This window comes from Aeromonas aquatilis (assembly GCF_054052405.1).
Genome location: NZ_JBSTYP010000130.1, coordinates 1 through 2,086, shown reverse-complemented (window position 1 = coordinate 2,086; position 2,086 = coordinate 1). Strand labels below are relative to the sequence as shown.

Here is a 2,086-nt window from a genome sequence, read left to right as displayed (position 1 = left end):
CGTACTGACCGCCACCGACGGTGACGGTGACCCGCTGACAGGTGGCTTCCCGGCGGGTAGCTTTGCCATCAAGGTTGAAGATGATGTGCCGCGTGTTGTGCTTGCAGACGATGCGCCGCGTCTTGGTGCGATGGTAGATGAAAGCCTGGTCAGTCTGGGCGGTGTTGGCGGTGACGGAGTGGCCAGTGCCACCCTGAGTGGCGCCAATGTGCAGGCCCAGTTCAACTCGGCCTTCGGGGCGGATGGGAAAGGCAGTATCGGCTACAGCCTGGCACTGACCGGCAACAACGTGGCGAGCGGCCTGTATGCGGTTGACCCGCTGGCTGCCAATGGCCAGGGTGCGGCCATCGTGCTCAATCAGGTGGGCAACGTCATCACCGGCAGTGTCGGTGCAGTGAGCTACTTCACCCTGACCATCGACCCGACCACCGGGGAAGTGACCTTGGCTCTGCTGGACAACGTCTGGCATGGCAACACCACCAGTGCAGATGACAGCGTGACGCTGAGCGTGGGTCAGGGCGTGCTGACGCTGGTGCAGACCGTGACCGATGCTGATGGCGACCGTGCCAGTGCATCTGTAGACCTTGGCGCCAACGGTGTGTTCCGCTTCGAGGATGACGGCCCCAAAGCAAGCAATGTTCAGGCTGCCTTGGTACTTGACGATGAAGGCCTTGTTGGCGGGATCAATGGCGGTTCTGGTGATGTTGCAGGGGCCAATACCAGCGTCACGGGCAATCTGGCTTATCAGGCCGGGGCTGATGGCCTCAAATCGCTTGAACTCTCCGGGCCTACTGCGTTGGGAAGTGAAAGTGTGACCTCAACGTGGGATGCCCAAAGTGGAACCTTGTCTATCAGTTCCACTCGCGGTCTCTTGATGACGGTCACCATTACTAACCCGAGCACTGGTGCCTACTCGGTGAAACTTCTGCAGCCCTTGATGCACACAGGGGTTGATACCGAAGATAATCTCACCCTCAATGTGGGCTACAAGGTGGCAGATGGTGACGGGGATAGTGCCAGCGGCGTACTTGCCGTCACCATTAACGATGATACGCCGACAATCCAGGTGGGTGAGCTGTCCCTGACTTCCTCAGTCACCTTCCTGGGTAGCAACGCCGGTTATTCAAATAGCTATGGCTATTACATCAAAGGTGATGATGGCACCCCGTTGTCCGGCAAAGTCATCTGGGCCAATGTTCACAGTCAGAGTGTGGGAAGCCAGACAGATATCAGTTCGCTGGATCCTGCTCATACCGGGTTCTTTGTTATCCCCAATGGAGGTGCCAATCCCGGTCTTGTAGATGGTGCCGCGGTCACTTTCCAGTTTATTAATGGCAAGTGGCAAGCATTCGTTGGCAGAACTGCGTTGAGTGGTGCTGATGGTGCCAACATCGTGTTCAGCGATGCGAGCCTCAACCCTGGTGGTTCACATTTGCAGGATACTGGTAGCGCAGGCAACCAGAATTGGGAGGATATGACCCTCAACTCGGATTATGACTACAACGACGTCAGCACCACTGTGACTTGGGGCGGAGCTGTGCAGTTGCAGGTCGATGAGTCCAACCTCAATCAAGATGTAACAGCTGACTTTAGTGGTGTGTTCAATGTACAGCCGGGGGCAGATGGTCTGGGATCCCAGAGCTATAGCCTGAATGTACAAAATGCCAACTCTGGTCTGATTGATACCGCCACTGGTGAGCAAGTTCAGCTGAGCATGAATGGTGCGATCCTCGAAGGTCGTACGGCCACAACTGGCCAACTGGTATTTAGCCTCACCGTCGACAGTAGTGGCAAGGTGACCCTTGATCAGCTGCGGGCTGTAGTTCACCCAACCTCTGATCCTGATGAAGCCACCTTTTTGGGCTCTGGCCACGTTAATTTGACTTTGACCGTCACCGATAAGGATGGGGATCACGCAAGCGGGGTTCTGGATATCGGTAAGGTCATCAGCTTCAAAGACGATAGCCCGAGTATCAGTGCCGGCAGTGCGACCAACGACAGTCTGCAGGTGGACGAAAGCAACCTGTCACTCAATGCCAGCACCAGCTATGCCAGCCTGTTCACCAGCAGCTTTGGCGCCGATGGG

General features: G+C 56.4%; 1 protein-coding gene. It reads left to right on the top strand.

All coding sequences use genetic code 11. The features are described from left to right. Positions 1–130 precede the first annotated feature (130 nt). On the top strand, positions 131–2,086 hold a 1,956-nt coding region (locus ACW5W8_RS23555), incomplete at its 3' end, for a DUF5801 repeats-in-toxin domain-containing protein (protein ID WP_498630839.1).